The sequence below is a fragment of the Nocardioides sp. CFH 31398 genome, assembly GCF_022436705.1.
Taxonomy (GTDB): domain Bacteria; phylum Actinomycetota; class Actinomycetes; order Propionibacteriales; family Nocardioidaceae; genus Nocardioides.
Map to the genome: position 1 here is coordinate 1 of NZ_JAKUHT010000042.1, position 7,712 is coordinate 7,712.

Genomic DNA, 7,712 nt, shown 5'->3' on the forward strand with positions numbered 1-7,712 from the left:
GGGCGCGGGGGCCGGCCCCGGCCCGCCCCCCCGGGCGGGGCCCCCCCCCCCCCCCCCCCCCCCCCCCGGCTCCGTCGGGGTCGGGACGACTCAGGCGTCGCCGCCCTCCTGCTTCACGTCGGCGACGGCGGTCGGGTCGTCGATGCGGAGGTCCGCGAACGCCTTCTCGACCACGTCGGTGCCGATCTCGCCGGCCTCGGCCAGGGCCTGCAGGGCCGCGACGACCACCGAGGCCGCGTCGACCTTGAAGAAGCGCCGGGCGGCCGGGCGGGTGTCGGCGAAGCCGAAGCCGTCCGTGCCGAGGACGCGGTAGTCCTCCGGAACCCAGCGGGCGATCTGCAGCGGGACGGCGGCCATGTAGTCGCTGACGGCCACCACCGGGCCGCCGTTGCCGGCGCCCAGCGTGTCCGCGACGTACGCCGTGCGCGGCTCCTCGCCGGGGTGGGAGAGGTTCCAGTCCTCGGCCGCGACGGCGTCGCGCGCCAGCTCGTTCCACGACGTCACCGACCAGCGGTCGGCCTGCACGCCGTAGTCCTCGGCGAGCATGCGGGCGGCGTCCTCGATCCACGGGTACGCGACGCCCGAGGCCAGCAGCTGGACCCGCGGGCCCTCGCCCTCGGCCACCGCGGTGCGGTGGATGCCCTTCAGCAGGCCCTCGTGGTCGAGGCCCTCCGGCTCGGCCGGCTGCGCGACGGGCTCGTTGTAGACGGTGAGGTAGAAGATGACGTCCTCGCCGTTGCCGTCCTTGCCGCCGTCGCCGTACATCCGGTGCAGGCCCGACCGCATGATGTGCGCGATCTCGTAGGAGAACGCCGGGTCGTAGTGCACGACCGCCGGGTTGGAGGCCGCGAGCAGCGGCGAGTGGCCGTCCGCGTGCTGCAGGCCCTCACCGGTCAGGGTCGTCCGGCCGGCGGTGGCGCCGATCAGGAACCCGCGCGACAGCTGGTCGGCCATCGCCCAGATCGAGTCGCCCGTCCGCTGGAACCCGAACATCGAGTAGAAGATGTAGAACGGGATCATCGGCTCGCCGTGCGTCGAGTACGCCGACCCGACGGCCGTCGCGGACGCCATCGCGCCCGCCTCGGAGATGCCCTCGTGGAGCAGCTGGCCCGACGTCGACTCCTTGTAGGCGAGCAGCTGCTTGCGGTCCACGGCCTCGTAGCGCTGGCCGCCCGGGTTGTAGACCTTGGCGGTCGGGAACATCGAGTCCATGCCGAAAGTGCGGTACTCGTCCGGCGCGATCGGCACGATGCGCTGGCCGATCTCCGGGTCCTTCATCCAGTCGCGCAGCAGGCGCACGGTCGCCATCGTCGTGGCGACCTTGTTCTTGCCGGCGCCCTTCTTCAGCTCGGCGTACACGTCGTCGCCCGGCAGGGTCAGCGGCTTGGAGCGCACGACACGGCGCGGCACGGCACCGCCGAGGGCCTTGCGGCGCTCGAGCATGTACTCGATCTCGGGGGCGTCCTTGCCCGGGTGGAAGAACGGCGCGGAGCCGGTCTCCTCGTAGGCGCGCTCGAGGTCGCGGTCGCTGATCGGCAGGTAGAGCCGGTCGCGGAACTTCTTGAAGTCCTCGGGCGTCAGCTTCTTCATCTGGTGCGTGGCGTTCTTGCCCTCGAGGGCGTCGATCGTCCAGCCCTTGATGGTCTTCGCGAGGATCACGGTCGGCTGGCCGACGTGCTTGGTCGCGGCGTCGAACGCGGCGTACACCTTGCGGTAGTCGTGACCACCACGCGGGAGCTTGCGGATCTGGGTGTCGCTCATGTGCTCGACCATCGCGCGCAGCCGCTGGTCGCCGCCGAAGAAGTTCTCGCGGACGTAGTCGCCGCCCTCGACCGAGTAGGTCTGGAACGCGCCGTCCGGGGTGCTGTTCATCGCGTTGACGAGGACGCCGTCGACGTCGCGGGCGAGCAGGTCGTCCCACTCGCGGCCCCACACGACCTTGATGACGTTCCAGCCCGCGCCACGGAACTGCGACTCCAGCTCCTGGATGATCTTGCCGTTGCCGCGCACCGGGCCGTCGAGCTGCTGCAGGTTGCAGTTGATGACCCAGGTGAGGTTGTCGAGCTCCTCGCGGGCCGCGACGCCGATCGCGCCGAGCGACTCGGGCTCGGCCATCTCGCCGTCACCGAGGAACGCCCACACGTGCTGGTCGGAGGTGTCCTTGATGCCGCGGTTCGACAGGTAGCGGTTGAAGCGCGCCTGGTAGATCGAGTTGATCGCCGTCAGGCCCATCGAGACCGTCGGGAACTCCCAGAAGTCCTGCATGAGCCGCGGGTGGGGGTACGACGGCAGCCCGGCGCCGACGCCGTGCTGCACCTCCTGGCGGAAGCGGAACAGCTGCTCCTCGCTCAGGCGACCCTCGAGGAACGCGCGGGAGTAGACGCCGGGGGAGGCGTGGCCCTGGATGTAGACCTGGTCGCCGCCACCGGGGGCGTCCTTGCCCTTGAAGAAGTGGTTGAAGCCGACCTCGTAGAGGCTCGCCGACGACTGGTACGTCGCGATGTGGCCGCCGACCTCGAGGCCCTTGCGGTTCGCGGCGGTGACCGTGACCGCGGCGTTCCAGCGGATGAAGGCGCGGATGCGGCGCTCGACGTCCTCGTCGCCCGGGAACCACGGCTCCCGCTCCGGCGGGATGGTGTTGATGTAGTCGGTGCTGCGCAGCGCCGGGACGCCCACCTGCTTCTCGCGGGCGCGCTCCAGCAGGCGCAGCATCACGTAGCGGGCGCGGTCGCGGCCACGGCCGTCGAGCATCGCGTCGAAGGAGTCGAGCCACTCGGTGGTCTCGTCCGGGTCGATGTCCGGCAGCTGCGTCGGGAGCCCCTCGTGGATGACCGAGCGGGCGGCGGGACCGGGCCTGCGATCGTCGTTCACGACGCCCATCCTTCCACGGTGGGCACGTGCAGAGAATCTACCGACGAGTAGCCCACCGCACCCGCTGGGCGCGGCGTCACAGGGCGACAGGGTTGCGCCCGTCCCGCATCTCGGCTGGACTACTCACCACCCTGCCCGACCGGACGGGGTGACGAGTCCCGGAGCACCGCGCGCACACCGCCGGATCCGGGCGAGGAGCAGGAGGTGCTCGTGAGCTCGACCGCGGGTGGCGAGACCACCCAGACCGGGGCGACGAGCCCGGCCGGACGCATGGGGTTCAAGGCCGGGATGGTCGTCCAGGAGCTCGGTTGGGACTCCGACACCGACGACGCCCTGCGCATCGCGATCGAGGACGTCCTCGACGCCGACATGGTCGACGGCGACTACGGCAACGTGGTCGACGCCGTCGTCCTGTGGTGGCGCGAGGAGGACGGCGACCTGGTCGACGGCCTGGTCGACGCGATCACCGACCTCGTCGGGGGCGGCGTCATCTGGCTGCTGACCCCGAAGGTGGGCCGGCCGAACGCCGTCGCCGCCGCCGACATCGCCGAGGCCGCGCCGATCGCGGGCCTGTCGCAGACCACCACCGCCACGGTCAGCAAGGACTGGGCGGCCTCCTGCCTGGTCGCCCCCAAGACCGTCGACTGACCCTCCCCGCCCCTTCGTACGACAGGACGTCCCCCACGCCCATGGGAAAGATCGCCGCCGGCGCCTCGTCGGCCCTCGTCAGCCTGCGTGTCCTCGGATCCTCCGGGATCATCCGTCCGTACTCGCCCGCCAAGCTGGTGGGCCTGGGGACGACGCTCAAGCGGTGGGGCACCGGACCGGCGGGTGGCTTCACCTCGCTGGCCGTGCGCGCCCCCGACGACATCGGCCTGGTCGACGAGCGCGGCGAGCTGACCTGGGCGGAGCTGGACCGTCGTACCAACGCCCTGGCTCGCTCGCTGCGCGAGCGGGGCGTGGCCGAGGGTGACTCGGTCGCCCTCATGTGCCGCAACCACCGCGGCTTCGTCGAGGCCAGCGTGGCAGTCGCCAAGCTGGGCGCGGACACGTTGTACCTGAACACCGCCTTCTCCGGCCCCCAGCTCAGCGAGGTGCTCGAGCGGGAGGACCCCCAGGCGCTGGTGCACGACGAGGAGTTCTCCGAGCTCCTGTCCGACGTCGAGGGGGTCGACCGCGTCCTGGCCTGGGTGGACGGCGACGCGGGCGACACCGCCACGGTGGACGGCCTGATCAAGGCCGGGAGCGACCAGCCCCTGGACCCCCCGGGACGGTCGGGCCGCGTCGTCATCCTCACGTCGGGCACCACGGGCACGCCGAAGGGTGCGCCGCGCAAGGAGGCCGGGATCCAGGCCGCCGTGTCGATGCTGTCGCGCATGCCCCTCAAGCGGGGCTGGCGCACCCACATCGCGGCGCCGCTGTTCCACACCTGGGGCTACGCGCACTACATGCTGGCGATGCTCCTGGGCTCGACCATCGTGCTGCGCCGTCGCTTCGACCCGGAGGACTGCCTGGAGACGGTCGTCGAGAAGCGCTGCGACTCGATCGTCGTGATCCCCGTGATGATGCAGCGCATCCTGCAGCTGCCCGAGGACACGCTGAAGAAGTACGACCTGTCGCACGTCAAGGCCGTGGCGGCGTCGGGCTCCGCGATGCCCGGCGACCTCGCCACCGCGTGGATGGACCGGTTCGGCGACACGCTCTACAACATCTACGGCTCCACCGAGGTCTCGTGGGTCAGCATCGCCGACCCGACCGACCTCCGCGCCGCTCCGGACTCGGCGGGGCAGCCGCCGCACGCGACGATCGTCAAGATCGTCGACGAGGACGGCAAGGAGCTCCCGACGGGGGAGTCGGGTCGCATCTTCGTGGGCAACGACCTGCTCTTCGAGGGCTACACCGGCGGCGGCCACAAGGAGGTCATCGACGGCCTCATGTCCACGGGCGACGTGGGCCGCTTCGGCGACGACGGCCGCCTGTACGTCGAGGGCCGCGACGACGACATGATCGTCTCCGGGGGCGAGAACGTCTTCCCCCAGGAGGTCGAGGACTGCCTGGCGCGGCACGAGGCGGTCGTGGAGGCCGCCGCGATCGGGGTGGACGACGACGACTTCGGCAAGCGGCTGCGCGCCTTCGTCGTCCTGACCTCGGAGGGCGCCACGGACGAGGACACCCTGCGTGAGCACGTGAAGTCGAACCTCGCTCGCTACAAGGTCCCGCGCGACTTCGTCTTCCTCGACGAGCTCCCGCGCAACGCCACCGGCAAGGTGCTGAAGAAGGACCTCGACACCGACTGAGCCACCGCGGTCGAGTGAGCCGCGGCACCCAGGGGTACGAGTCGGGACGACCGTGCACCCGCGCGTGGTCGTCGATGCAAGGATGAGCCCATGACCACGAGCGCCGCCCCCGAGCGCGTCGGCCTGGAGACCGGCGTGCCCGCTCCGGACTTCACGCTCCAGGACCAGTTCGGCCAGGAGGTCTCCCTCTCGGACTACCGCGGCTCGAAGGCCGTCGTCGTCCTGTTCTACCCCTGGGCGTTCTCGGGCGTCTGCACCGGTGAGCTGTCCGGTGTCCGCGACCGGCTGGCCGAGTTCCTCACCTTCGACACCGAGGTCCTCGCGGTCTCGTGCGACCCGATGTTCTCCCTGCGGACCTTCGCGGACACGGACGGCCTCAACTTCCCGCTGCTCTCCGACTTCTGGCCCCACGGCGAGGTCAGCCGCGCGTACGGCGTCTTCGACGAGGAGCGCGGCGTCGCCCGGCGCTCGTCGTACGTCGTGGACCGGCAGGGCGTCGTCCGCTGGGCCGTGCACCACGCCATCCCCGACGGCCGCGACCTCGACGAGCACCTGCGCCAGCTCCGCGCCGCCGCCGAGCTGCCCGCCTGAGACCCACGGCCGTCGGGTGTCCCGCGATGCGGGACTTCTGCGGTAACTCGACACGGCCCCCTGGGCCGGTGCCATACTCGGTGCCGTCGCGCCGCTGGTGACCCGAGACGCCAGCGGCGCGACTTCGTCGTCTGCAGGCCGCGCGTGTACGGTCCCACGCGACCGGGGCGTATAGCTCAGCGGTAGAGCACCTCGCTTACAACGAGGTGGTCGGGGGTTCGATCCCCTCTGCGCCCACCGGGTCCCCGGGGCCTGCCGACCGCTCGTGAGAGACCTCTCATGCACGCCTCACGTGCGCCTCACGGCGTCCCGCGACGCTTCTCTCGTCAGCGGGTCGCCGACCCGCCACACGGAGGAGGAGCACCATGAGGAAGCTGATGTCGATCGCCACGCTGGGGGTCTCCGGCGCGCTCACCGTCGCGCTGCTGGCCATGAGCGGCGGAGCCGCCCTCGCGAGCGAGGAGGGCTCGAAGCGCGACGACGAGACGCCCGAGCTCGTGCTGGTCGCCGATGACGACGACGACGACACCAACGACACCCGCGACGGCGACACCCGCGACGACGACACCCGGGACACCCGCTCGAAGCAGTCGAAGAACACCAACGACAACACCCGGTCGAACTTCACGGACGTCAGCCGCGACCGCGACCTCAGCCGCGGGGACAAGACCAAGGACTGGACCCGCGACGGCGGCGACAAGACCCGCGACAAGACGGCCGGCTCCACCAACGACCGCTCGCGCAACGACACCCGTCGATGAGCGCCGCCACCCAGGAGCCGGACGACCGCTGGCGGTTCCGCGACGGTGACGCGATCACCGACGAGCTGACGGCCACCCGGCTCCTGGGTGGGGGATCGGCCTACGAGGCCTACCTGGCGTTCGACGAGATCACCTTCTCGCCGGTCGTGGTGAAGGTCGTCCGCCCCGACCAGGTCGACTCCCGCAGCGCCCTGCGGGGCCTGCGGCGCGAGGTCGAGGCGCTCGCGACGATCAACCACCCCGTCGTCGTCCGCGGGCTGCGGCACGCCCTCGAGGGTCCTCGGCCCCACGTCGTCCTCGAGGCCGTCGACGGGCCGCGGCTGTCGTCGCTGGTCCGCCGCTACGGCCCGCTCGAGGACTACCAGTACCTCGCCCTCGCCATCGACGTCGCCTCGTCGCTGCACTACCTGCGCGGGCTCGGCTGGGTGCACCTCGACATCAAGCCCAGCAACATCATCATGGGCTCGCCCGCCCGCCTCATCGACCTCTCCGTCGCCCGGCCGGTCGCGGACGCCGCCGCGCTGGACCACGTCATCGGGACCGACGCCTACATGGCGCCGGAGCAGTGCGACCCGCCGTCCACGGGCTCGCCCGGGCCGGCGAGCGACGTCTGGGGCCTCGGCGCGACCCTGTTCCACGCCGTCGCCGGCCACCGCCCGTTCGCGGACGGCGACCCCGACGCGCGCGACCTCGGCGCCCGCTTCCCGCAGGTCGAGGCCGCCCCGGCCAGGCTCCCGCGCGACGTCGACCCGCGCGTCGCGGACACGATCCACGCGATGCTGGACGCCGACCCGTCGTCCCGCCCCGAGCCCCGCGAGGTCGCCGAGGCCCTCGAGCCCGTCCTCGCCGCCCTGCCCCGCCAGCGCCTGGCGGGGTTCAAGGTGCGCTGAACGACCTGCTCCGGTGCGGGGCCCGAACGCCTCGTGCGGGTGGTCTCGACGACGCGGAGCCGCCGGCGCGGCTCGGCTGCTCGACCAGCTGGGGCCGGCTGCCACCGGTGGTCGAGGTGTGACGAGCCCTGGCGAGGAGCCTCGAGGCCCGGTGAGAGGACCCGGGTCTGGTCGCGGTGGTCTCGACGACGCGGAGCCGCCGGCGCGGCTCGGCTGCTCGACCAGCTGGGGCCGGCTGCCACCGGTGGTCGAGGTGTGACGAGCCCTGGCGAGGAGCCTCGAGGCCCGGTGAGAGGACCCGG

At 71.9% G+C, this 7,712-nt stretch carries 6 protein-coding genes and 1 tRNA gene; 6 read left to right on the plus strand and 1 reads right to left on the minus strand.

All coding sequences use genetic code 11. From position 1 onward, the window contains the following. Positions 1 to 90: 90 nt before the first annotated feature. Complete coding sequence (gene aceE, locus MJ876_RS21050; protein WP_240239415.1) at positions 91 to 2,880, minus strand: pyruvate dehydrogenase (acetyl-transferring), homodimeric type; 2,790 nt, start codon at positions 2,878 to 2,880, stop codon at positions 91 to 93. Between the two features lie 201 nt (positions 2,881 to 3,081). On the opposite strand from aceE, the gene MJ876_RS21055 reads away from it, so the two are divergent. The 6 genes from MJ876_RS21055 (at position 3,082) to MJ876_RS21080 (ending at position 7,410) form a co-directional block, all read left to right on the plus strand. Continuing rightward, entirely contained in the window at positions 3,082 to 3,519 is a 438-nt protein-coding gene (locus tag MJ876_RS21055) for a DUF3052 domain-containing protein (RefSeq protein WP_374202489.1), read from the plus strand. 41 nt (positions 3,520 to 3,560) lie between these two features. Then, positions 3,561 to 5,168, plus strand: coding sequence for an AMP-binding protein (locus MJ876_RS21060; protein WP_240239417.1), 1,608 nt, complete (start codon positions 3,561 to 3,563; stop codon positions 5,166 to 5,168). A 90-nt stretch (positions 5,169 to 5,258) separates the two neighbouring features. Beyond that, complete coding sequence (locus tag MJ876_RS21065) at positions 5,259 to 5,759, plus strand: peroxiredoxin (RefSeq protein ID WP_240239419.1); 501 nt, start codon at positions 5,259 to 5,261, stop codon at positions 5,757 to 5,759. 165 nt (positions 5,760 to 5,924) lie between these two features. Continuing rightward, positions 5,925 to 5,996 (plus strand) — tRNA-Val (locus tag MJ876_RS21070). 128 nt (positions 5,997 to 6,124) lie between these two features. Next, positions 6,125 to 6,520, plus strand: coding sequence for a hypothetical protein (locus MJ876_RS21075; protein WP_240239421.1), 396 nt, complete (start codon positions 6,125 to 6,127; stop codon positions 6,518 to 6,520). After that, a complete protein-coding gene (locus MJ876_RS21080; RefSeq protein WP_240239423.1) occupies positions 6,517 to 7,410 on the plus strand; it encodes a serine/threonine-protein kinase in 894 nt (297 codons plus the stop codon). Before MJ876_RS21075 ends, MJ876_RS21080 begins: the two co-directional genes overlap by 4 nt. Positions 7,411 to 7,712 lie beyond the last annotated feature (302 nt).

Excerpts from the sequence above, each read along its gene's own strand:
- aceE (WP_240239415.1), bottom strand. The coding sequence starts at position 2,880 with ATGGGCGTCGTGAACGACGATCGCAGGCCCGGTCCCGCCGCCCGCTCG.
- MJ876_RS21060 (WP_240239417.1), top strand. The coding sequence starts at position 3,561 with ATGGGAAAGATCGCCGCCGGCGCCTCGTCGGCCCTCGTCAGCCTGCGT.
- MJ876_RS21065 (WP_240239419.1), top strand. The coding sequence starts at position 5,259 with ATGACCACGAGCGCCGCCCCCGAGCGCGTCGGCCTGGAGACCGGCGTG.
- MJ876_RS21075 (WP_240239421.1), top strand. The coding sequence starts at position 6,125 with ATGAGGAAGCTGATGTCGATCGCCACGCTGGGGGTCTCCGGCGCGCTC.
- MJ876_RS21080 (WP_240239423.1), top strand. The coding sequence starts at position 6,517 with ATGAGCGCCGCCACCCAGGAGCCGGACGACCGCTGGCGGTTCCGCGAC.